At 47.2% G+C, this 23,291-nt stretch carries 16 protein-coding genes; 11 read left to right on the top strand and 5 right to left on the bottom strand.

Features of this window, described 5'->3' with window-relative positions; genetic code table 11:
- Positions 1-118: 118 nt before the first annotated feature.
- From FS373_RS19345 to FS373_RS19330, 4 genes are all read right to left on the bottom strand, one after another.
- A complete protein-coding gene (locus FS373_RS19345) occupies positions 119-1,372 on the bottom strand; it encodes a D-amino acid dehydrogenase (RefSeq protein ID WP_152830379.1) in 1,254 nt (417 codons plus the stop codon).
- Positions 1,373-1,462: 90 nt separating this feature from the next.
- The gene (gene gcvT / locus FS373_RS19340; RefSeq protein ID WP_144046297.1) at positions 1,463-2,590 is read right to left on the bottom strand and encodes a glycine cleavage system aminomethyltransferase GcvT; all 1,128 of its coding nucleotides are present in this window, start codon (positions 2,588-2,590) and stop codon (positions 1,463-1,465) included.
- A 78-nt stretch (positions 2,591-2,668) separates the two neighbouring features.
- Positions 2,669-4,057, bottom strand: coding sequence for a sodium:alanine symporter family protein (locus tag FS373_RS19335; RefSeq protein ID WP_322619534.1), 1,389 nt, complete (start codon positions 4,055-4,057; stop codon positions 2,669-2,671).
- Between the two features lie 600 nt (positions 4,058-4,657).
- Entirely contained in the window at positions 4,658-5,287 is a 630-nt protein-coding gene (locus FS373_RS19330) for a helix-turn-helix domain-containing protein (protein WP_152830378.1), read from the bottom strand.
- 299 nt (positions 5,288-5,586) lie between these two features.
- On the opposite strand from FS373_RS19330, the gene FS373_RS19325 reads away from it, so the two are divergent.
- The 6 genes from FS373_RS19325 (at position 5,587) to FS373_RS19300 (ending at position 14,772) form a co-directional block, all read left to right on the top strand.
- On the top strand, positions 5,587-6,954 hold the full coding sequence (locus tag FS373_RS19325) for an L-serine ammonia-lyase (RefSeq protein WP_144046298.1): 1,368 nt from the start codon (positions 5,587-5,589) through the stop codon (positions 6,952-6,954).
- Between the two features lie 16 nt (positions 6,955-6,970).
- Complete coding sequence (gene glyA / locus FS373_RS19320) at positions 6,971-8,266, top strand: serine hydroxymethyltransferase (protein ID WP_144046299.1); 1,296 nt, start codon at positions 6,971-6,973, stop codon at positions 8,264-8,266.
- An 88-nt stretch (positions 8,267-8,354) separates the two neighbouring features.
- The gene (gene gcvH, locus FS373_RS19315; RefSeq protein WP_152830377.1) at positions 8,355-8,741 is read left to right on the top strand and encodes a glycine cleavage system protein GcvH; all 387 of its coding nucleotides are present in this window, start codon (positions 8,355-8,357) and stop codon (positions 8,739-8,741) included.
- Between the two features lie 16 nt (positions 8,742-8,757).
- The gene (gene gcvP / locus FS373_RS19310) at positions 8,758-11,640 is read left to right on the top strand and encodes an aminomethyl-transferring glycine dehydrogenase (RefSeq protein WP_407695641.1); all 2,883 of its coding nucleotides are present in this window, start codon (positions 8,758-8,760) and stop codon (positions 11,638-11,640) included.
- A 125-nt stretch (positions 11,641-11,765) separates the two neighbouring features.
- Positions 11,766-12,839 (top strand): porin, encoded by a 1,074-nt coding sequence (locus FS373_RS19305; RefSeq protein ID WP_144046300.1) that lies wholly within the window; start codon positions 11,766-11,768, stop codon positions 12,837-12,839.
- Between the two features lie 877 nt (positions 12,840-13,716).
- A complete protein-coding gene (locus FS373_RS19300; RefSeq protein WP_144046301.1) occupies positions 13,717-14,772 on the top strand; it encodes a GlxA family transcriptional regulator in 1,056 nt (351 codons plus the stop codon).
- A gap of 79 nt (positions 14,773-14,851) precedes the next feature.
- Here FS373_RS19300 and nhaC read toward each other — a convergent pair whose 3' ends face one another.
- Positions 14,852-16,330, bottom strand: coding sequence for a Na+/H+ antiporter NhaC (gene nhaC, locus FS373_RS19295; protein ID WP_144046302.1), 1,479 nt, complete (start codon positions 16,328-16,330; stop codon positions 14,852-14,854).
- A gap of 325 nt (positions 16,331-16,655) precedes the next feature.
- Here nhaC and glyA (FS373_RS19290) point away from each other — a divergent pair, with 325 nt between their 5' ends.
- Genes glyA (FS373_RS19290) through FS373_RS19270 form a run of 5 tightly spaced genes read left to right on the top strand, consistent with a single transcriptional unit; the run spans position 16,656 to position 23,283 of the window.
- Positions 16,656-17,921 carry a serine hydroxymethyltransferase gene (gene glyA / locus FS373_RS19290; protein WP_152830376.1) on the top strand — a complete coding sequence of 422 codons (1,266 nt, stop codon included), beginning with the start codon at positions 16,656-16,658 and terminating at the stop codon, positions 17,919-17,921.
- A gap of 57 nt (positions 17,922-17,978) precedes the next feature.
- Positions 17,979-19,232 (top strand): sarcosine oxidase subunit beta family protein, encoded by a 1,254-nt coding sequence (locus FS373_RS19285; protein ID WP_152830375.1) that lies wholly within the window; start codon positions 17,979-17,981, stop codon positions 19,230-19,232.
- On the top strand, positions 19,201-19,560 hold the full coding sequence (locus FS373_RS19280) for a sarcosine oxidase subunit delta (protein WP_227993035.1): 360 nt from the start codon (positions 19,201-19,203) through the stop codon (positions 19,558-19,560). The genes FS373_RS19285 and FS373_RS19280 overlap by 32 nt, the downstream gene beginning before the upstream one ends.
- The gene (locus FS373_RS19275; RefSeq protein ID WP_152830374.1) at positions 19,557-22,580 is read left to right on the top strand and encodes a sarcosine oxidase subunit alpha; all 3,024 of its coding nucleotides are present in this window, start codon (positions 19,557-19,559) and stop codon (positions 22,578-22,580) included. Before FS373_RS19280 ends, FS373_RS19275 begins: the two co-directional genes overlap by 4 nt.
- Positions 22,573-23,283 carry a sarcosine oxidase subunit gamma gene (locus FS373_RS19270; protein WP_227993033.1) on the top strand — a complete coding sequence of 237 codons (711 nt, stop codon included), beginning with the start codon at positions 22,573-22,575 and terminating at the stop codon, positions 23,281-23,283. The genes FS373_RS19275 and FS373_RS19270 overlap by 8 nt, the downstream gene beginning before the upstream one ends.
- Positions 23,284-23,291: the final 8 nt, after the last annotated feature.

Below are 23,291 nucleotides of genomic sequence, written 5' to 3'. Positions count from 1 at the left end.
TATAAAAAACGGACACGAGCACACTCGTGTCCGTTTTACTCTTTCTTGTACTTACTGTTTACATGTTTTTCTATTCAATTCTTTTATTAAGAATAAACAGAACAGAACCTTAAGCTGGTCATGAGTAGCGGAAGATATCTAAGCCTTGGGGATCGATATCAGGCGTTCTGCCACTGACTCGATCGGCTAGCAATTTTCCTGAGCCACAGGCCATGGTCCAGCCCAAAGTACCGTGTCCGGTATTGGTAAACAGGTTAGGGATAGGTGTTTTACCTATGATAGGGGTGCCATCTGGTGTCATGGGTCTAAGTCCGGTCCAGAATTCGGCCTTGCCTATATCACCGCCTCCGGGGAACAGATCATTAACCACCATGGCTATGGTTTCTTTGCGTTGCTCACTCAAGTCAAGATTATAGCCTGAGAGTTCGGCGGTTCCTGCCACGCGAATTCGTTGATTAAAACGTGTGATGGCGACCTTATAGGTCTCATCCATCACTGTGGATATTGGCGCGAGTTTCTCATCAGTGATGGGGAGTGTCAGCGAGTAGCCTTTTACCGGGTAGACAGGTACAGACAAACCTAACGGGGCGAGTAGGCCGGCGGAGTAACTGCCCAAGGCGACCACATAGGCATCGGCTTTTAGCTCGCCGGCACTGGTAGATACCGAACTTATCTTGCCATCGGTGCGCTTGAGCCCTGAGATTTCGACGCCGAATTTAAAGCTGATTCCGGCCTGTTTAGCCAAGGTCACCAGCTGTTGGCAAAACAGGTAACAGTCTCCGGTTTCGTCGTCGGGTAGGCGTAAACCGCCGACGAGTTTCTCTTTGACATGCGCTAATGCGGGCTCTGCTTGAATGCAGGCCTGAACATCCAGCTCCTGATACCGGGTGCCGCTCTCCTGCAGTAGCTTGATGTCTTTAGCGACGGCGTCTATCTGGGCATGACTGCGAAACACCTGTAAGGTACCTTGCTGGCGACCTTCGTAGTCGATGGCATGGTGTTGCCGTAACTCGATTAAGCAGTCCCGGCTGTAATTGGCCACACGTAACATGCGTGATTTATTGAGCTGATAGCTGGTTTGGTTGCAATTTGCCAGCATTTTACTTGCCCACAGATAAAGGTCTGGTGACATGCCGGGCTTTATTTTTAAGGGAGCGTGTTTCTGAATAAGCCACTTCAGTGCCTTAATAGGAACACCTGGTGCGGCCCAGGGGGAGGAGTAACCGTAGGAGATCTGGCCCGCATTGGCGAAGCTGGTTTCTTCACCGCTGTTTAATTGACGGTCGATAACTGTGACTTCATGTCCGGCTTGAGCCAGATACCAGGCAGATGTTAAGCCTATGACGCCACCACCGAGTACAATAACCTGCATAACATTCCTTAATGAAACTCGCTACATTCAGAGGGCTCGACTCAAATAACTGAGTCGAGTGTACAGGATTTATCTATGCCTCTGTAGCATTTATCCTCGATAGTATCTCTGCTCAACGAATGGCATTTTGGCTATCTTCATCGGCATCTTCTTACCACGAACTTCGGCAAACACTAAGGTGTCTAAGCTGGCAAACTCCTTGGCTACATAGCCCATGGCGATGGGAGACCCGAAGCTTGGTCCGGCGGTGCCGCTGGTGATAATGCCTATTTCCTGATCTTGCTCATTGTACAGGACAGCGCCTTCGCGCACGGGGGCCTTACCTAGTCCAATCATACCTACGCGCTTGCGGCTCACAGCTTTGGTGGCTATCTGCTCCAATACTATCTCAGCACCGGGGAAACCGCCCGGTCGAATTCCGTCTGCGCGGCGGGCCTTGCTGATGGCCCAAAGCAGGCTGGCTTCAACCGGTGTGGTGCTGGTATCGATATCGTGTCCATACAGACACAGGCCAGACTCGAGCCTCAAAGAGTCACGTGCGCCCAGTCCAATCCACTCGACTTCAGCCTCACTGAGGAGTAGACGTGTCAGCCTGTCGGCATGCTCGGCTGGGATAGAGATTTCGAAGCCATCTTCTCCGGTATAGCCAGCCCGGCCAATGATGCAATCGACGCCATCGAACTTGAGTACTCTGGAATCCATGAAGACCATGTCGGCGGTGTAGGGAATGTGCCGTGCCAGCACTTGTGCTGCGAGTGGCCCCTGTAAGGCTAGCAGTGCCCGGTCTTCGAGGATTTCTATCTCTACATCATCTGGTAGGTGCTGGCGCAGATGTGCGATGTCTTGGTTTTTGCACGCGGCATTGACCACAAGGAACAGATGATCGCCAAAATTACTCACCATGAGGTCGTCCTGAAGGCCACCTTCATCATTGGTGAACAGGGCGTATCTTTGCTTACCTTGGGGAAGATCCAATATGTCCACAGGTACCAGAGCCTCAAGTGCCTTAGCAGCGTTGGGGCCATGAAGACGCAATTGTCCCATATGGGACACATCGAAGAGGCCTGCAGAGGCCCGGGTGTGCAGATGCTCCTTCTTGACTCCCAATGGGTATTGAACCGGCATCTCATAGCCTGCAAAGGGCACCATTCTGGCTCCCGCTTCCACATGTAGATCGAAACATGGGGTTTTTAATAAGTCTTGTACTTCTTGTGTCATTTTTGGCTCCAAAGAAGCCCCGCGAACGGGGCTTATCTTTATATAGGTGATGAAATAAAATTTGCGGCGTGACTAGCCTTAACCTGGTTCTTTTGCACTGTTATCGTCTTCATCAATGCGGCTCTTAGCTTGGAAATACTCTTTACTCAACTTGAACACCACTGGGCTAAGCAGTACTAAGGCGATCAGGTTGGGAATGGCCATCATGGCGTTAAGTGTGTCGGCCAATAACCAGATGAACTCTAATGATCCTACGGCGCCAACTGGCACGACGATGATCCACAGGACACGAAATGGCATCACAGCTTTAGGGCCGAGCAGGTATTGCACACATTTTTCGCTATATACACTCCAACCTAAGATGGTGGTGAAGGCGAAGACGGACAGGGCAATGGCGACAATAAAGTTGCCGTAAGGTATGGCGCTGGAGAAGGCGGCCGAAGTGAGCGCCGCACCAGTTTGGCCACTGGTCCATTCGCCGGATACGACGATGGCGAGGCCCGTAATAGTACACACGACTAAAGTGTCGATGAAGGTACCTAGCATGGCAACCAGACCCTGAGCGACAGGGTCGTTTGTCTTCGCTGCCGCGTGGGCTATGGGGGCACTACCTAAACCTGCTTCGTTGGAGAATACGCCACGGGCCACACCGAATCGGATCGCTGCCCATACCGCTGCACCGGCGAATCCACCTTCGGCCGCCGTACCTGTAAATGCACTGGTATAGATCAGCGTTAAGGCTGCTGGTAGTTCAGATGCATTGATGGCGAGCACTATGATACCTGCGACTATGTAGAAGGTAGCCATCAAGGGGACCAGCTTACCTGCGACATCGGCGATACGTTTGATCCCCCCCATGAGTACTAAGCCAACCAATACCATCATGATCAGGCCTGTGATCCAGGGATCAATGCCGAAGTTGACATCTAAGGCGTTAGCTACCGAGTTTGCTTGTACCGTATTGCCTATGCCAAAACCTGCGATGGCGCCAAATAATGCGAATGCAGTGCCTAGCCAGGCCCACTTGCTGGAGAGGCCGTTCTTGATGTAATACATGGGGCCGCCGCTGAAGTTGCCATTTGCGTCCACTTCACGGTATTTAACCGCCAGTACGGCTTCGGCAAACTTAGTCGCCATACCCACCAATGCGGTACACCACATCCAGAAAAGGGCGCCGGGGCCGCCGAGGAAGATGGCCGTGGCGACACCAGCGATATTACCTGTGCCTATGGTGGCTGACAGTGAAGTCATTAGGGCGTTGAACGGGCTGATTTCTCCCTTGATGTTTTTGTCTTTGCTGGGGATCCGTCCACTCCAGAGCAGTTTAAATCCGCTGCCGAGTTTCAGGATCGGCATCATCTTGAGGCCGACTGTCAGAAATAAACCCACGCCGAGAATAACGGCCAACATGGGAATTCCCCAGACAATTCCATTGATGTAAGATAGTGCACTTGTAATAGATTCCACGATAACCTCTTCATTTTTTTATAATTTTTTAGTAAGCATCCAAGCTGCTTCTATTTGGTTTTTTTATTACTGCGTCAATCATCGGAAACGTTAGCATTTTGTTAGGATAAATTTCCAATAGGAAAAAAATTAGTCAATTTAGAGAAAACATTCAAGGTTTAATTTTCGTTAATTTAGCAGTTCAACATGTATTGTTGCTCTAACTTGCTGAGCAATAAGCTATAAATCAATCAAATTTTTTTTGTGTTTCTTAAATTAAACTTAATTCAATTTTGAAATTATTTTCCAAAAAAAGTGATTGTTTATTCCTAAAGGGATAGGGATACGTGGAAATAGAGGGTTTAGGAATAAATGGAAGCGGTATTTGGTATATGGGGAACAAACAGGCAAGTAAGAAACGTGTTCACTAAAGTAAGGAAGGCATTAAGTTTAGCGACTAAAGCGTAAACACTAGGGAATTATAGACTGAGTTTCGGGAAAGCTGGCTGATGAGTTATGGAGTGTCGCTGAGGCTTCTGTTTGTCGGGATGTGTAGGACCGCCTGGCCCGAGCCGGATCCTTGGCAAGGGGCGTTAAGTCATGTCGCGAGATTCACATGGATTAAGCAGAGGTGATCCACAGAATGTGTGCATCTTTTTCGCTGAGTGATATTACGGCATGACCCATGGTGGCATCGTAGTAAGCCGAGTCACCCACGGATAAGGTCGCTGGCTCATAAAATTCCGTGAGCAACTGCACCTGTCCCTCTAGCACATAGAGAAATTCTTCGCCTTCGTGGCGCACCCAATCCTTGTATTCGTCGAATGAACGAGAGTGAATACAGGTCCTGTAGGGCAGCATCTTCTTGTTACTCAGTTGAGTGGAGAGTAGTTCATGCTCATAGGTCGGAGTGAGCTGTTGTTTTCCCTCTCCCGCCTTTGTGATGTCTCTGCGTCCGGTTGCCAGCACCGTTTTAGGTTTAGTGAACAGCTGAGGCAGGTCAATCTCCAGCCCGGCCGCCAACTTCTGCATCACCATAAAGGTCGGTGATATTTGCTCATTCTCAATTTTAGATAGAGTGGACTTGGCTAATCCTGTGAGTTTGCTGGCCTCTTCCAGGGTGAGTTTGTTTTTGGTTCTGATGGCCTTGAGCTGCTCACCTATGTTTACGGAACCTACTTTACTCTCGCCACCTTCACTTCTTGTTAGGGCGATAGAGGGATAAACATCGGTAACACCGTTCTCAATCATGGGATAAATCGACTTATATTATCTTGAATTGACTCATTGTTGCATATTCCCGGCGCTTCATGAACCGAGATGAGGGATATTCACGTTTATCAGCTCTGGTTCTTCTGTGTAAATCGCTCACTTATTCCTCTGTATCAGGTTTTACAGGGGATTTATCTCATCTGTTCTAGACTGCATAATTATTCACTACCGATAAAAAGTTTCCAATAGGAAACTTTTTTGTTGTTAATGAAAAACAAGCCTGATATGTTGTAAATGTGATCGGGATCAAGACATTCATCCTCAGGAGACCCCTAGTTATGGCTCACAGTATTTTCGATTTATTTAAGGTTGGCATAGGACCATCGAGTTCTCACACGGTAGGCCCTATGGTCGCCGCGAATCGTTTCGCGAAAGAACTGGTGACTCAAGATTTGTTGCAAGAAGTAGATAAAGTGCGAGTCGAGTTATTTGGCTCTCTGGCACTCACAGGAAAAGGTCATGCTACAGATAATGCCTGTGTATTGGGTTTGATGGCTGAATCGCCCGGGTGCCTCGATGCAGATAATATTCCCGGTCTGTTGGCCTTGGTTAAAGATACCGGTGAGCTGCCTTTGTCGGGTAAACGTTGGATCTATTTCTCATCGGAAGAAGACCTCATCTTTCATTACCACACCTCACTACCAGAACATCCCAACGCCATGACAATAAAAGCACTGAATGCAGAGGGGGGACTCGTGCTGAGCCGAACCTACTTCTCTGTCGGGGGCGGCGCTGTGGTTGGGGAAGATGACCCACAACAGACGATAAGCTCAAGCTTAGCTTATCCTTATTCCAGTGCTCGTGAATTGTTACAGCATTGTGGTCAAAGCGGACTCTCTATCGCCGAGATAACCTTGGCTAATGAGGCAGCCTTAGGCGAAACTGAGTCAGAATATAAATTACTCTCTCTGTGGCGGGTGATGTCCGGCTGCATTGAGCGGGGCTTAGCGCAAGACGGTGTCTTACCCGGCAGCATAAAGCTTAAACGACGTGCGAAAAATTTGCATCAAAGGCTGCTGGCACTAGATGAGGAGGGCTGTAGTCAGCCAGGTGGTATCGACACCTTAGACTGGGTAAACCTCTATGCCATGGCCGTCAATGAAGAAAATGCCGCCGGTGGCCGTGTGGTCACCGCGCCCACCAATGGCGCCGCCGGGGTGATTCCCGCCGTACTCGCCTGGTTTATCAAGTTTAAGTCAGATAAAGACCAAGATATTGTGACCTTCCTGGCCACGGCAGGTGCCGTTGGCCTTTTATATAAACAAAACGCCTCTATCTCGGCCGCCGAAGTGGGCTGTCAGGGAGAAATAGGTGTGGCTTGCTCCATGGCCGCGGCAGGTTTGACCGCAGCGCTGGGCGGGACTCCTGAACAAGTGGAAAATGCCGCCGAGATAGGTATGGAGCATAATCTGGGGCTGACCTGCGATCCCATAGATGGCCTGGTACAGGTTCCCTGCATCGAGCGCAATACCATGGGCGCGGTAAAAGCCATTAATGCCAGTCGACTCGCGTTACTCAGTGACGGCACACATCTCGTACATCTGGATGATGTCATCAAGACCATGCACCAAACGGGTCTGGATATGATGTCCAAATACAAAGAAACTTCCCAAGGTGGCCTGGCCATCAATGTTATCGCTTGCTAATTAAAGGAACTTAATAATGAAAAGCCAGTACACCTCACACGAACTCGAGCATTTTTTCGGCGCAGGTCTTGCTGCCACGGATGGAGAAATCCAGAGCGCAATTGAACTGGAATCTCAGCGTCAGGAGCAGCAGATTGAATTGATCGCCTCGGAGAACATAGTGTCTAAGGCGGTAATGGAAGCGCAGGGCACCTCGTTAACCAATAAGTACGCCGAAGGTTATCCGGGGCGCCGCTATTATGGTGGCTGTGAGTTTGTTGACATTGTCGAGCAATTGGCCATCGACAGGGCCAAGGCCTTATTTGGTGCGGAATTTGTCAATGTGCAACCCCATTCAGGTGCTCAGGCAAACGGCGCGGTTTTTCAGGCATTGCTGCAGCCTGGAGATACGATATTGGGCATGTCTCTGGATGCCGGTGGTCACCTGACCCATGGCGCTCGCCCGGCGCAATCTGGCAAGTGGTTCAATGCCATTCAATATGGGGTGAAACAGGAAGATTGTTTGGTGGATTTCGAGCAAGTCGAAGCCCTGGCCAGAGAGCATAAGCCAGCGATGATTATCGCTGGTGGCTCTGCTATTCCCCGTGAACTGGATTTCGCTCGTTTCAGGGCCATTGCCGATGAAGTGGGGGCTTATCTTATGGTAGATATGGCCCATATCGCCGGTTTGGTGGCTACGGGTCATCATCAGAATCCAATCCCCCATGCGCACATTGTCACCACGACGACCCATAAAACATTAAGGGGTCCCCGCGGTGGCATGATCCTCACTAACAACCAAGATATTGCCAAGAAGATTAACTCGGCTGTGTTCCCCGGTCTACAAGGTGGTCCCTTGATGCATGTCATCGCGGCCAAGGCCGTGGCGCTGGGCGAGGCGCTAGAACCTGAATTTAAGCGCTACATCGCTCGGGTGCTAGAAAATGCTAAGGCCATGGCCGAGACCCTGCAATCCAGAGGCTGCGATATTGTCACCGAAGGCACAGATACTCACCTCATGTTAGTGGATCTCAGACCTAAAGGGCTCAAGGGTAACCGGGCGGAGGAGAGTCTTGAACGTGCGGGTATCACTTGTAATAAGAATGGCATTCCTTTCGATACCGAGAAGCCTATGGTCACATCGGGAATACGCCTGGGCACGCCAGCAGGCACTACTCGAGGCTTTTCCCGTGAGGACTTTATTCAGGTTGGTCACTGGATAGGCGATGTTCTGGACGGTTTAGCCAGTAACCCAGATGACAATAGTGAGGTGGAGTTAATGGTACTGAAACAAGTGCAGGCACTTTGCGAGAAATACCCCTTGTATCGATAACTCTGGCGAATGAAGTCTGAGTTAACAAGATGTAAAATATATTATTAATCGTTGAATAAAAAGTAAATTTAAGCTAGGAATAACAACAATGAACGCAATTGAAAATAACTATAAATTTGCCGGTACCCATGAGTGGGTAAAAGACAATGGTGATGGAACTGTGTTAGTTGGGATCTCAAAGCGTGCGCAGGAGCTGTTAGGCGATGTGGTCTTCGTGGAGTTACCCGAAGAGGGGGATGTCACTACTGCCGGGGAGAATTTCTCTTTGATCGAATCGGTAAAGGCCGCATCAGATGTGTATGCGCCAGTATCGGGTGAGATAATTGCGGTCAATGAAGTCCTGGATGACAGCCCTGAGACGGTGAACGACTCACCATTTGATGAGGGATGGATAGCTAAGATAAAGCTGTCTGATCCATCAGAGCTGGATAACCTCATGAGCTACGAGAGTTATCTCGCTGGCCTCGAAGATTAAATAGGAGGCAAACAAGATGGCTAGAGATGACATGAAAACCCTAAGTTTACTCACGAAATTGGCAACTGATGATGAGTTTATTGCTCGCCATAATGGCCCGGGTGAACAAGATCAAGCTGTGATGCTAGACGCTATCGGCGTCGAGTCGATAGCGGCGCTTATCGAGCAGACCGTACCCGAAAACATTCGTCTTCCGGGGGAGATGGCCCTGGCTGGCCCCATGAGTGAAGCCGATATGTTGGCGAGACTCAAGAGTATTGCCAGTAAGAACATCATCAATCGCAGCTACATAGGTCAAGGCTATTACGATACCCATGTGCCTAATGTCATCTTGCGCAATGTGATGGAAAATCCCGGTTGGTATACGGCGTACACCCCATATCAGCCAGAAATTGCCCAGGGCCGACTCGAGGCCTTACTTAATTATCAGCAGATGATCATGGATCTGACTGGCATGGAGCTGGCGAATGCTTCCCTGCTCGATGAGGCGACGGCGGCTGCCGAAGCCATGTCTTTATGTAAACGCGCGGGAAAGAGCAAGAGTAACCTGTTTTTCGTTGCCGACGATGTGCATCCACAGACATTGGACGTGATTAAGACCCGCGCCGAGTATTTTGGCTTCGATATCAAGGTGGCTCCGGCGGCTGAGGTTGCAGAGCTCGATGTTTTCGGTGCCTTGCTGCAATACCCAGGCTCTACGGGCCAGGTACAAGATCTGCAGCAGCTGATATCTCAGGTGCAAAGTAAGAAAGCCTTAGTGGCGGTGGCGAGCGATCTGCTGGCCCTCACTGTACTCAAGTCTCCCGGCGAGATGGGCGCGGATCTGGTGATCGGCAGTGCCCAACGTTTCGGTGTGCCGATGGGGTTCGGTGGTCCACATGCCGCTTTCATGGCGACGAAAGAGAAGTACAAGCGCACCATACCCGGCAGGGTGATCGGTGTGTCCATCGACAGTAAGGGGAAACCCGCGCTGCGCATGGCGATGCAGACACGTGAGCAACATATTCGTCGTGAGAAAGCCACCTCTAATATCTGTACCGCACAGGCGCTACTCGCCAATATGGCTGCTTTTTATGCCGTGTACCATGGCCCGGTGGGACTCAAGAAGATAGGTCGCCGGGTACATCATCTGACTGCCATCTTAGCCGCCGGACTCGAGGGTGTGGGTATTGAGCTGGCTCATGAACATTTCTTCGATACCCTGACACTTAAGACGGGTGAGCAGACTCAAGCCATCTATGAGCGCGCCCTCGAGGCTGGCTTGAATCTACGTCTACTACCGGATGCTTTGGGAATAAGTCTCGATGAGACGACTAAGGCTGAAGATGTCGAGGCTCTGTGGCTAGCAATAACCGGTGAGACTCAGAGTTTAACCGATATCGATGCCAGGGTGTCTGCCAACGAATTTGCCGCCATCCCGGCCAACTGCATCCGTGAGTCTGAGTATCTGACTCACGAGGTGTTCAATCGCTATCACAGCGAGACTAAGATGCTGAGATATCTCAAGTCCCTTGAGAATAAAGATTTCTCACTGACACACGGCATGATCCCATTGGGTTCATGTACCATGAAACTCAATGCCACGGCGCAGATGATCCCTGTCACTTGGCCTGAGCTGGGTAAGCTGCATCCCTTCGTGCCTCAAGATCAAAGTCTTGGGTATCAGGAGATAGCAGAATCATTTAGTGAGATGCTCAAAGTCGTCACTGGCTACGATGCCTTCTCTTTGCAGCCTAATTCTGGTGCCCAGGGAGAATACGCGGGCCTTATCGCGATTCAGAGGTATCACGCTAGCCGTGGTGACAGCCACAGAAACATCTGCCTCATTCCCAGCTCGGCTCATGGCACCAATCCAGCGAGCGCGGCCATGGTGTCCATGAAGGTAGTGATCGTTAATTGTGATGATAAGGGTAACGTGGATATTGACGATCTGGCGGCTAAGATCGACATGCATGAAGCGCGACTCTCTTGCATCATGATCACCTATCCGTCGACTCACGGTGTCTACGAGGCTGGCATTCGCGAGATTTGCGAGCGGGTACATCAGGCGGGCGGTCAGGTGTATCTTGACGGCGCCAACATGAATGCTCAGGTAGGACTGACCTCGCCAGGCTTTATTGGCTCAGATGTGTCCCACCTGAATCTACACAAGACTTTCTGTATCCCACATGGCGGTGGCGGTCCGGGTATGGGACCGATTGGGGTTAAATCTCATCTAGCGCCTTTCTTGCCTGGCCACGGTATTCATAATACTAAGGGAGCCGTGTCGGCGACGCCTCTGGGCAGTGCCTCGATTCTGCCTATCTCCTGGGCTTATATCGCCTTGATGGGCGCATCGGGTCTGACCCGGGCGACGGAGCTTGCGATCCTCAATGCCAACTATCTGATGGAGAAACTACGACCACATTATCCTGTCCTGTATCTGGGGGATGAGGGACGCGTAGCTCATGAGTGCATCATAGATCTACGTCCTCTTAAGGAGAGCTCAGGGATCAGTGAGGAAGATGTGGCTAAGCGCCTGATGGATTTTGGTTTTCATGCACCTACCATGTCGTTCCCGGTGGCCGGCACCCTGATGATAGAGCCGACCGAGAGTGAATCATTGGATGAACTGGATAAGTTTGTCCATGCCATGGTGAGCATCCGGACTGAAATTGCCAAGGTGGAAAGCGGTGAGTGGAGCCTGAGTGATAATCCTCTGGTGAATGCTCCGCATACCATGGGGGATCTCAGTGAGGCTCAGTGGGATCATCCGTATTCGCGGCAGCTGGCGTGTTTTCCGGGGCTTAATGCCCACAAGGATAAGTTCTGGCCCAGTACCAATCGTATAGATAACGTCTATGGCGATCGCAACTTGATCTGCAGTTGCCCCAGCATAGACAGTTACCGGGATAGTTAAGCTTATTCAACCTTTTTAAACTCTCTGTGAGGCTGTTACATACAGTCTCACAGAGAGCGCTTTGCCGTCGTAATGCCAAGTTGAGTTGTCTGTCATTGCATTTATCTCGTACTAAGGAAAGAGAAATGAGAAATATAAAATCAAAAACAGTATTACTTCCTTTGATCATTGCTTTGCCTACTTTTGGGCTTCAGGCTAATGATGAAGATGTGAGTAGAGAAGCGTTACAGACAGAGCTTAATCAGATCCGCCTGCGGTTAGCCACACTGGAGGATCAAGACAAGGCTGATGACAAGGCCAGTGAGCAGACTCAAAGCTTATCTAATAGCATCAACTTTTATGGTTCTTTACGACCAACCTTCGGGGTCACCATGTCGGGCTCCGATGATGTTTGGGATGTGGGTGATGCCCTGTCCCGGATAGGTATCGCGGCAGAGCAGGAACTGGGCTATGGACTGACAGGTTTTGCTAAGGGAGAGTTCAAGGTCAACATAGAAGCTAATGGTGATTTTGGTGAGGCACGTAAGGCCTATGTGGGAATAAAGGGTGGTTTTGGCCGCGTCGCCATAGGTAAGCAGTCATCGACGCAATATCGCTTCATTGCCGATCCCGTGGATATCTTCAACCGCGCCGCAACGCCACTGGCCTATGACAGCGCCAGTCCGTTTCGGGTCAATAACTTAGTGACCTATCGTAAAGACTTAGGTGACTTTAGTTTCTCGGTAGACTCTCAGTTTGATGGTGACAAGGATGCCAATGCCAGTGATTTTTTCAACACGGGTCTCGCCTATAACAGTGACTTGCTTCGCGCAGCCGTAGCTTATTACAGTAAAGACTTAGATGACGGTAAAGAGGAGACGGCCTACGGTGTTTCTGTGTCTAAGCACTTTGATGACTTGTATCTGGCTGCGGCCTATCAGGACAGGGAAGTGGATAATGTCAGTGGTTCAACATTTGACTTGGTCGGCGCTTACGCCATCACAGAGATCTATAAGCTCAAGTTAGGGGCATCAAATTTTGATGACGGTATCGATGATATCAGTTCCGGTAATTATAAGGCTTATAACACCACATTAGAGTGGCAGGGAACTGCGGATTTCCGTTTGTTTCTGGAATACCAGAAGACGGATTTCGAACACAGAGACGCCGATGATTCCATCATGGTGGGTATGCGTTACGATTTTGACTATAAGTTCTGATAAGCGCTTAACGATGAAAAACTTAAGATAAGTCATCAGGCTTATTTGTAAAAGCGGAACTTGCTGCCATTAGGCTCAAGTTTCGTTTTTCATTTTTGATCTGAAACGGGTTTAACATCTACTAGGGGCACTGATAATACGTGTGAAAATAGGGTTTATCTCAATCAATGTATTAATACTCCCCTTTAATCGGATTAACTTCATTTTTGTGATAAAGCAAACCTCTCGCTTAACGAATGAATTTATAACACTAATCATCTGCCCTTAACTGCGCTCAAGACAAGATAGCTTACTCACAACGAATCGCTCTTCTTAAGACTGGCAATGTGCATGTTGAACTGCGAAGGGAGATAATCACTTGGTTATATCCATCTATTTTAAGACCCTTTTTTGAGTAATATATAAATAGTTGACTTCTTATTATTTACATCCTGATAACTGACTGAAACACTAATCCCCATAATATAATGTCCAATTATTATTTTACTGATGTTGACTAATTAACTTAATGCTTTTTATAGTAATAATTCTCCATGTAAGTGCCGAACGTTTTTGTGGTCAATATTTTGAGGGGATATGGCATCAATTAATAGAAAAACCTATCTTAAATCTGATAAACAGTTGAGCGATGAAGAACTTCATTTTATTACGATCGTACAGACAATGAGGTACTATTTACTCGTCGACAGACTAGGTCAGGGGGACTTGACTAAGCTCCTAAAGGCTCGCCGCCAGTTAGGGGGGTTATGGCCCTGAACAATCCTCTAGTGAATAGCTTACTATATAGCAAAGAAATTAGACTTGATTCGTACACTGGAAACTGGCGCCGCTTATCCGATTATTCATATAAATTGCTCAATGTTCTGGATTTGATAAAATGGTAAAAGAAGTAGATAAACGAGAATTTAGTCGTGTTATGCGTGATGTAAATAGTGCATTTATTGCGTTAGATGAGGAAAAATGCAAGACAATAAGAGTAGGCTTTGTGCTGCTTGAGCATTTTTCCATGATGGCCTTTACGGCCGCCATGGATACATTAGTCACGACCAATCTAGTACGCTCAGCTCCCTTATTTACCATGTCTACCTTTGGATTGTACTCTTCATCTGTTAAAAGTGATCTCAATTTAAATATATCGACAGATTTTACTATTGAAGATCTGATTATTGATGATTATGTATCAATGGATGCGATCATTATTTGTGGTGGTTATCGCAGTTCGCTCAATGAATCAGTACATCTTTCCGCAAAACTGAAGTTATTGGATAAAAAAAATATTGTTTTAGGCGGTTTATGGAATGGAGCCGTAGCACTTGCTCATACTGGGCTGCTAAATCATAAAGCCTGCTCCGTACATATAGATAACCATGCCTTTATTAAAGAGCATTTTCCTTATATCTATCTCTCTGAATATGTTTTTAAAATAGATGGTAACTATATGACTTGCGCAGACCCCAATAGTGCCTTGGAGATGATGTGCGTATTTATTGAATCTTGTTTTGGCCGTGATACGGTGCGGGCTATTCGCGAAATATTAATGTGTAATCAAGTTGAAAATAATAACGAAGCCACCTTAATGAAAGCCGCCGATAATCCGGCTTTTCCCGATACATTGCGCAATATATTACAATTAATTAAATCTAACATTGAGGAGCCTTTACAGCCCCATGAAATAAGTTCGTATGTGGGATTATCACGACGATACATAGAGCGCTTGTTTCAAACTCATCTAGCAACAACACCATCACGGTATTATCTTGAATTACGGATCACACATGCTCGTCGGTTATTATTACAAAGCAACGATTTGATAGGAAATATAGCTGTAGCCAGTGGTTTTCATAGTACGACCCATTTCAATCACTGTTTTAAAGCCTATTTTGGATTATCACCGAGTCAAATTCGAAAAAAGTATCGCAGTGACCCCTTTTAAGCTATCTGTCGTTAACAATAAAAACCTCCATGATCAAATAGAGGCTTTTACGTATTCTAATCGTTGATTTGTGGTTTCATTAATTAGGCTGAATGGGCTCAACTCCCTGTGTTGGTGTTTCTTCGGTATCTATTTGTTTTCGTTCATCATCGGTTAATTTAGGAGAGAAGCGTCCGGTTGCCGCATAAAAGAGTCCAATTAAGGGGGATATCCAACAGGCAAACGCCAAGGGAATATAGAGTAAATTTTCTATATTCCCGTCAGCAATACCTAAACCTAAAGCGGTAATGACGACGGCTCCTCCAGCGTTCCAGGGAATAAGTGGTGAGATTAAGGTCCCACCTTCTTCAACTGCCCGTGAAAGGTTAAGCTTAGAGTAACCTTGCTTTATGTATGCAGGTGCAAACATTCGGCCCGGTAGGCTAATCGATAGATAGGGATCTCCAGCTACTAGGTTAGTGACGACGGCGGTTCCCATTGCCGCTGCCTGCAGTCCAAAAAAGGAACGGGTTTTGTTTAATATCACTTCAATAATACTTTCTAAGCAATGTGTACTCTCTAATGCGCCGCCAAAGCCCAGTGAAATCATGACCAGAGTGATCACCCAAGCCATTGACTGAATGCCACCACGGTTAAGCAAGGAATCTAGCTCTGTTACACCGGTATGAATACTGAAACCATTCTGCATAAATTGAAAAATTTCATGTAAAGAGAAACCTTGAACAACCACCGCAAGTACAGCACCGGCAACCACACCAGCAAATAAGGAGGGTAATGAAGGCATGCGTTTTAAAGAGAGAAATAACACTATGGCTGGAGGCAGTAATAGCCATGGAGAGAGGTTAAAGCTAGTTTCGAGTCCTGTAGTGATAGTGTTGATCGTTGAAAAATCAACTGATTTTGAATCAATTACATAGAAACCAACAAATAAATAGATACATAATGAAATGAGCATCGAGGGGAGAGTTGTTGGGACCATATTCTTGATATGATCAAACAGGTTTACGCCAGTCACTGCGGGCGCTAAATTGGTTGTATCCGATAATGGTGACATTTTATCACCAAAAAATGCCCCGGACACGACGGCCCCTGCAGTCCAATATATGGGGATATCAAACCCTGCACCTATGCCTACTAATGCCAGACCTATCGTGCTCACCGTCCCCCAAGACGTTCCTAATGATACTGAAACAATCGCGCACAATAGCATGCCTGACGCAAGGAACAATTCAGGGCTGAGAAGCCTAAGACCATAATATATCAATACTGGTACTGTGCCACTGGCTATCCATATCGCCACTATCATGCCAACAGTAATTAAGATGGCGATAGAGGGTAATGCGATCCGTAAGGCATTGAACACACCAGCTTCAATATCGTGCCATTTATACCCTCTGAACCGCGCAAGTATAGCGGTTATTCCGATACCTATAGCCAAAGGAATGTGAGGGGTAAAATCGTTAAATACAAATAATTGGATAGCGAGTAAGAGGAGTGTGAGAGCAATGGGGAGTAAGGCCATCGTAAAACTTGGTTTTATACCCTTATTATTATTCATGTACATGCTTCCTTACATTGAAGTGTTCAAATTCATTGTTCCGCTACCACCAAATTCCTAATGAAAAACAAATGGCTTTTGTGTCAGTAAAACAAAAAAATCCTAAACACTTATTAGTAAATTGTTGGTTTTTTATTTCTTGTTGTGTGAGCTGGAACCTAACATAACTGAATCAATGATGAATGGCGGAGCGAACCATTTGTCGTCAATCGACAATAAGTGGCCGCTTAAAAGCAATAAGGAGTTTTTAATTACGAGTATTGTCTCATCTATGTCATGCAAGTCATCGCTGTTGATGACGAGTACAAGTACAAAGGTGAATTTAATGTTTAATTATAGTATTAAGATTAAAGAGTTCGATGCCGTGGTTGATAAAGCCATTCAAAAAGAAAATGTACGCCAAGAAGCGCACATCGAACTTATTGCTTCTGAAAACTATGCCAGTCCAATGGTGATGGAAGCACAAGGAACATCACTGACAAATAAATATGCCGAAGGTTACCCTGGACGTCGTTATTATGGTGGATGTGAGCATGTTGATGAAATAGAAGCATTAGCCATCGAGCGGGCGAAAGAACTCTTTGGCGCTGATTATGCCAACGTGCAACCGCATTCAGGTTCTCAGGCCAATGCCGCAGTATTTATGGCATTAGTTGAACCCGGAGATACAGTATTAGGCATGAGTTTGGCTCATGGTGGGCACTTAACCCATGGTTCCCATGTGAGCTTTTCTGGAAAATCTTACAATGCAGTTCAGTACGGTATCAATGAAGCTGGCGAAATTGATTACGATGAAGTGACTGCTTTGGCTCACCAACATCAGCCCAAAATGATCATTGCCGGATTTTCAGCTTACTCTCAAATCATCGACTGGGCTCGCTTTCGTCAAATAGCCGATGAAGTCGGGGCCTATCTTTTTGTCGATATGGCCCATGTTGCAGGCCTTGTTGCTGCTGATCAATATCCAAATCCTTTACCACATGCTCATGTCGTCACATCAACAACTCATAAAACCCTACGTGGGCCTCGTGGTGGCTTAATTCTGAGCCTAAATCATCCTGAGTTAGAGAAGAAGCTCAATTCGGCCGTTTTTCCTGGTGTTCAAGGTGGGCCTTTAATGCATGTTATTGCGGCTAAGGCTGTGGCATTCAAAGAAGCGTTGCTTCCTGAATTTGCGTGCTATCAAGCTCAGGTTGTTCGTAATGCCGATGTGATGGCTCGCACATTGATTGAACGTGGCTATGATGTGGTTTCTGGTGGTACCCGTAATCATTTATTCCTTCTGAGCCTCATTAAACAGGGCCTCACAGGTAAAGAGGCTGATGCGGCTCTGGGCCAGGCTTCAATTACGGTAAATAAAAATGCGGTACCTAATGATCCCCAATCCCCCTTTGTTACTTCAGGACTTCGTATTGGTTCACCTGCAATCACAACTCGAGGTTTTAAAGAAGAAGAGTGTCGTCAGTTGTCTACTTGGATAGCGGATATATTGGATGCTCTGCAAACTGAAGATGCCAGTACAGTGATCGCAGAGGTGAAGAATAAAGTAAGCCTGCTTTGTGGTGACTATCCGGTCTACCGTGATCAGTGATGTTATCGCTATCTCATATTTAACGGCTATATAGCCAAATATTGAAAGGGCTTTGGAATGGAAAAGTATTCTGGTTTTGGGCTGGTAACACATGCTCTAAGTCATCATGAAAACTGGCAACGGGTTTGGCGTAACCCCCAGCCAAAGAAAAAGTATGATGTGGTGATTGTTGGTGGTGGTGGTCATGGTCTTGCGACGGCTTATTATTTGGCAAGTGTTCACGGTATTACCAATATTGCTGTGCTTGAAAAAGGGTATTTGGGGGGCGGTAACACAGCGAGAAATACGACGATTGTTCGCTCTAATTATCTTTGGGATGAATCAGCACACTTGTATGAACATGCGATGAAGTTGTGGGAGGGGTTATCTCAAGATTTGAACTATAACGTGATGTTCTCCCAGCGTGGGGTCTTGAATTTAGGCCACACTTTGCAAGACATGCGAGATATTGAGCGCCGGGTTAATGCCAATCGATTAAACGGTATTGACGGGGAAGTATTGGACACCCAGCAGGTACAGGAAATTGTGCCTATGATGAACTGCGGTACCGATACTCGTTATCCGATATTGGGCGCCTCTTGGCAGCCTAGAGCAGGTGTTGCTCGTCATGATGCCGTTGCATGGGGCTATGCACGTGCAGCCGATGCCTTGGGCGTGGATTTAATTCAGCAATGTGAAGTGATTGATATCATCACCGAGGATGGCGCAGCTGTGGGGGTTAATACTAAGCAGCATGGTGTGATCAAAGCTGATCGTGTGGGGTGTGTGGTTGCCGGTAATTCCAGTGTATTAGCTAAAATGGCGGGTTTTGAGCTGCCTATTGAGTCGCACCCACTCCAGGCGTTGGTGTCGGAGCCGATTAAGCCTATTTTAGACACTGTGGTGATGTCTAACCAAGTGCACGGCTATATTTCTCAATCAGATAAAGGTGACTTGGTTATCGGTGCTGGTATTGATGGCTATAACGGTTATGGCCAGCGCGGGGCCTATCACACCATAGAACATACTGTTCAGGCCATTTTGGAGCTATTCCCAATGTTTAGCCGTGTCAGAATGAACCGTCAATGGGGAGGCATAGTTGATACTTGCCCGGATGCATGTCCCATCATTTCAGCGACCCCGGTTGAAAATCTATTCTTTAATTGCGGCTGGGGCACGGGCGGGTTTAAAGCCACGCCAGGCTCAGGTCATGTCTTTGCCGATCTGCTAGCGAAAGGGAAAGCCAATACGTTAGCCGAGCCATTTTCTTTATCCCGTTTCCACAATGGGGCTTTGATTGATGAACATGGTGCTGCCGGCGTCGCTCACTAAAGGAGGGGAAAAGATGTTTTATATTTATTGTCCTTATTGCCAGGAACATCGTGAGGAAGAAGAATTTCACGCCGCAGGTCAAGCGCATATCAGCCGTCCACTAGACCCTGATAATTGTAGCGACGTGGAGTGGGGTGATTATTTGTATTTTCGGAAAAACCCTCGTGGACTGCACCATGAGATGTGGTCTCATACTGCGGGGTGTAGGAAGTATTTTAATGTGACCCGAGATACTCAGAGTTACCAAATTAAAGAAGTCTATAAGATGGGTGAACTGCCCCAAATTGTTGCTGAAAAAGCCTCGGATAGAGAGAGGAGTGAAGTATGAGTCAGACAAATCGGGTTTATTCTGGGGGATGCATAGATCGCAGCAAACCATTGAACTTCAGTTACAATGGTAAAACTTATCAAGGGTTTGATGGTGATACGCTGGCCTCTGCATTACTCGCGAATGGGGTTGACATCGTTGGCCGTAGTTTTAAATATAGCCGGCCTCGAGGCATTGTTGCTGCAGGCAGTGAAGAACCCAATGCCATTTTACAAATGGGGGCTAGCGAAGCGACTCAGGTGCCTAATGTTCGAGCGACGCAGCAAGAACTCTTTGATGGGTTAGTCTGTCATTCTGCCAAAGGTTGGCCAAGCTCTGATTTCGATATGATGGGCTTATTGGGTAAAGTGGGCGGAAAAATGATGCCTCCAGGTTTTTATTACAAAACCTTCATGTACCCCCAAACGATGTGGCGAACCTACGAGAAATATATTCGTAAAGCCGCGGGGATCGGACGCTCTCCAACTCAAGCCGATCCTGATATTTATGATAATTTCAATCAACACACAGATGTGCTGATTGTGGGTGCTGGTCCGGCAGGTTTAGCGGCAGCGTTAAGTGCAGCACGCAGCGGCGCTCGCGTTATTTTCGCTGATGAACAAGCGAAAATGGGGGGGGCATTATTATTCAGCCGTGAACTCATCAATGGTCGACCTGCAATGGAGTGGGTGGAGGAAACGTTAACTGAGCTCAGACAATATCGTGATGTATTGATGCTTCCACGTGCCACAGTGAATGGCTATCACGATCATAACTTCCTCACTATTCATCAACGTTGTACCGATCATATTGCTGATAAAGCACCTGGTGGCCAGATCCGTCAACGCCTGTATCGAATTCGTGCTAAATGGGTCGTACTGGCAACTGGTGCTCATGAGCGAACTTTAGTTTTCGGTAACAATGACGTTCCCGGGTGCATGCAAGCCTCAGCAGTATCGACGTATATTAATCAATATGGCGTGGTACCGGGTAAGCAGTTAGTGTTAATGACGACGAACGATAATGCGTATCAAGCCGCTTTCGATTGGCAGGACAGTGGTCGAGATGTGGTTGCCATTGTCGATACTCGCAGTCAGCCTCAAGGTGAAAAAGTACAGCAAGCGCATCTTCGAGGCTTGAATGTCATAACGGGCAGTGCGGTTATTGAGGTTAAAGGCAGTAAAAGAGTGTCGGCGGTGTTAGTTGCCTGCATCAATCTAGACGGTACTCGAGTGGTAGGTGAAGCAAAGACAATCAAGTGTGACACTATCGCGAGCTCTGGCGGATGGAGCCCGGCGGTGCACCTTTCTTGTCATACTGGCAGTCGCCCGCAGTGGAAAGAGGATGTGCTTGGGTTTGTACCCGGTGACACGATTCAGCAGCAACTGACTGCTGGTGCCATTAAGGGGACTTATAGCCTGAGTAAATGTTTACAAGAAGGCTTTAGTGCCGGGCAAGAAGCGGCAATAAAATCGGGCTTCACTGATGTAGGCAATCACGAAATTCCCACTGTTGAACGACTCACAGAAGAAGCAACAATGCCTCTGTTTCATATCCCTCATACGCTTGCAACCAGTCGAGCGCCTAAGCAATTTGTCGACTACCAGACTGATGTCACTGCGGCTGGTATAGAGTTAGCGACACGTGAAGGGTTTGAGTCCATAGAACATATTAAACGTTATACCGCAATGGGGTTTGGCACTGATCAAGGTAAGCTGGGTAATATTAATGGTATGGCGATTGCTGCAAAATGCATGAACAAGTCGATACCTGAAACTGGTACGACTATTTTTAGGCCTAACTATACCCCGGTTACTTTCGGCGCGATTGCTGGACGTAACTGTAATGACCTGTTTGATCCAAAGCGTTATACCCCGATGCAGCAATGGCATGTTGAGCATGGTGCCTTGTTTGAAGATGTAGGCTTGTGGAAACGTGCTTGGTATTACCCCAAACAAGGGGAATCAATGTTAGATGCCGTTAACCGTGAATGTAAGGCAACACGTGAAAGTGTCGGTATTTTAGATGCATCGACGCTAGGTAAAATCGACATTCAAGGTCAAGATGCCCGTGAGTTTATTTCTCGAGTGTATACCAATGCATGGGCCAAACTTGCGGTAGGTAAATGTCGATATGGTTTGATGTGTGGTGAAGATGGGATGATATTTGATGATGGTGTGACGTCATGCCTAGCTGAAAATCATTTTATTATGACAACGACAACTGGTGGTGCAGCCCGTGTTTTAAGCTGGTTAGAGTTGTATCATCAAACTGAATGGCCTGAACTTGAAGTCTATTTTAATACCGTAACGGATCAGTGGTCCACGATGACGATTTCAGGCCCTAATGCTCGTAAGCTATTAGCGGAAGTTTGTCATGATATTGATTTAGACCGTGATAACTTCAAATTCATGGATTGGCGACAAGGGACAGTCGCTGGCGTGCCAGCCCGTATATTTCGTATCTCATTTACGGGTGAACTTTCTTATGAAATTAATGTTCAGGCAAATTATGGCTTGGAGGTATGGCAAGCACTGCAGGCCCAGGGTAAAAAATATAATTTGACCCCCTACGGCACCGAAACCATGCATGTCTTACGGGCTGAAAAAGGCTTTATTATTGTCGGTCAGGATACTGACGGTTCAGTCACTCCTATGGATCTGGGGATGGGTTGGTGTGTCAGCAATAAGAAACCATTTAGCTATATTGGTAAACGGGGGATGAATCGTGAGGATTGTTTACGATCGGGCCGTAAACAACTTGTTGGATTAAAGACCAAAGATGCGAATGTGGTCATACCTGAAGGTTCACAGGCCGTTGCCGATCCCCATCAAGCGATTCCTATGACCATGTTGGGTCATGTCACTTCAAGCTACTACAGTGAATGTTTACAGCGCAGTATTGCAATGGGGGTGATCATTGGGGGTCTTGACCGTATGGGCGAGACTGTTTATTACCCTCAAGCTGATGGTCGAGTTATTGAGGCAGAAATATGCAGCCCTGTTTTCTTGGATCCTAAAGGAGATCGACAAAATGTCTGATGTTGAAAGTGTGATTGAAAAGTCAGAATTAGCTCGAGTCGTTACACCGGATACACCGAAAGTGGATGCTCCCACCTCGATATTGTCTAAGATATTAGAAATGCAGCAACTTTCTATTGAAGGTGTGCAAGCCGTTAGCCCTTTATTCAAGGAGATATCACAGGCTAGTCAGCGACCAAACCTAAGTGTTCATCTAAAAGAGTTAGCATTTTTAGGCCACTTAGTGTTAAGAGGAAATAGTCAAAACAAACAGTTTTCAGCAGCGATAGAAACCGTGTTAGGAGTACCATTGCCGAGTGCGTTACAAAGTGAAACGAAAGATGAATTATCAATAAGTTGGATTTCACCCGATGAATGGTTAGTTATTTTCCCTATCACTCAAGCTTTTGAAATGGAACGTCGATTACGTCTCATGGTCGACGGCCACTGTGCGGTGGTGAATGTTTCTGGCGGGCAGACTGTATTGAGCTTATCTGGGGCTAATGCATTGCAAGTATTGCATAAATCTACGCCCTATGATGTTCATGAGCGTAATTTCCCAGTAGGGAAAGTGGTGACGACGGTATTTGCCAAAACACAGGTGATTATTCGTCGTACAGGGCCTGAAAGTTGGGAGTTGACGGTTCGAAGAAGCTTTGCTGCCTATGTGTGGCAGTGGTTAACGGATGCTTCAAAAGAATATGGAGTAGAGGTCAGCGCCTAGTGTTTGGT

It is taken from the genome of Shewanella sp. YLB-07 (assembly GCF_009377275.1).
This window is presented reverse-complemented; position numbering and strand designations above follow the sequence as displayed.

Bases quoted from the DNA above. Each gene is read 5' to 3' on its own strand.
- FS373_RS19345 (WP_152830379.1), bottom strand. From the start codon at position 1,372: ATGCAGGTTATTGTACTCGGTGGTGGCGTCATAGGCTTAACATCTGCC.
- gcvT (WP_144046297.1), bottom strand. From the start codon at position 2,590: ATGACACAAGAAGTACAAGACTTATTAAAAACCCCATGTTTCGATCTA.
- FS373_RS19330 (WP_152830378.1), bottom strand. From the start codon at position 5,287: ATGATTGAGAACGGTGTTACCGATGTTTATCCCTCTATCGCCCTAACA.
- FS373_RS19325 (WP_144046298.1), top strand. From the start codon at position 5,587: ATGGCTCACAGTATTTTCGATTTATTTAAGGTTGGCATAGGACCATCG.
- glyA (WP_144046299.1), top strand. From the start codon at position 6,971: ATGAAAAGCCAGTACACCTCACACGAACTCGAGCATTTTTTCGGCGCA.
- gcvH (WP_152830377.1), top strand. From the start codon at position 8,355: ATGAACGCAATTGAAAATAACTATAAATTTGCCGGTACCCATGAGTGG.
- gcvP (WP_407695641.1), top strand. From the start codon at position 8,758: ATGGCTAGAGATGACATGAAAACCCTAAGTTTACTCACGAAATTGGCA.
- FS373_RS19305 (WP_144046300.1), top strand. From the start codon at position 11,766: ATGAGAAATATAAAATCAAAAACAGTATTACTTCCTTTGATCATTGCT.
- FS373_RS19300 (WP_144046301.1), top strand. From the start codon at position 13,717: ATGGTAAAAGAAGTAGATAAACGAGAATTTAGTCGTGTTATGCGTGAT.
- nhaC (WP_144046302.1), bottom strand. From the start codon at position 16,330: ATGAATAATAATAAGGGTATAAAACCAAGTTTTACGATGGCCTTACTC.
- glyA (WP_152830376.1), top strand. From the start codon at position 16,656: ATGTTTAATTATAGTATTAAGATTAAAGAGTTCGATGCCGTGGTTGAT.
- FS373_RS19285 (WP_152830375.1), top strand. From the start codon at position 17,979: ATGGAAAAGTATTCTGGTTTTGGGCTGGTAACACATGCTCTAAGTCAT.
- FS373_RS19280 (WP_227993035.1), top strand. From the start codon at position 19,201: ATGAACATGGTGCTGCCGGCGTCGCTCACTAAAGGAGGGGAAAAGATG.
- FS373_RS19275 (WP_152830374.1), top strand. From the start codon at position 19,557: ATGAGTCAGACAAATCGGGTTTATTCTGGGGGATGCATAGATCGCAGC.
- FS373_RS19270 (WP_227993033.1), top strand. From the start codon at position 22,573: ATGTCTGATGTTGAAAGTGTGATTGAAAAGTCAGAATTAGCTCGAGTC.